This is a genomic window from Duganella vulcania (genome assembly GCF_009857655.1).
In the GTDB taxonomy this organism is placed as follows: Bacteria; Pseudomonadota; Gammaproteobacteria; order Burkholderiales; family Burkholderiaceae_D; genus Rugamonas; species Rugamonas vulcania.
The window spans coordinates 1-311 of the sequence record NZ_WWCX01000319.1 but is presented as its reverse complement, the minus strand read 5'-3'; the positions used below and the strand labels follow the sequence as shown (position 1 = coordinate 311).

Annotated in this window: 1 protein-coding gene; it reads left to right on the top strand. The window is 76.5% G+C overall.

From position 1 onward, the window contains the following. A partial coding sequence (locus GTP90_RS36195) for a glycosyltransferase (protein ID WP_161087978.1) occupies positions 1-311 on the top strand: 311 nt, incomplete at both ends.

The following is a 311-nucleotide window of genomic DNA, read 5'->3' as shown; positions in this document are numbered from 1 at the left end:
GGCCGGCGCCGGCCCGGCGCGCGAGGCGCTGCGCCGGCAGGCCGCCGAAGCCGGGCTGGACAACGTGCACTTCCTGCCGGCGCTGGAACGGCGCTACATGCCGGCGCTGCTGGCGCGCTTCGACCTCGCCTACCTCGGCTGGCAGCGCCAGCCGCTGTACCGCTACGGCATCTCCCCCAACAAGCTGGGCGACTACATGATGGCCGCGCGGCCCATCGTCCACGCGGTCGACGCCGCCAACGATCCCGTGGCCGAGGCCGGCTGCGGCCTGAGCACGCCGCCGGACGACCCGGCCGCGCTGGCCGCCGCCA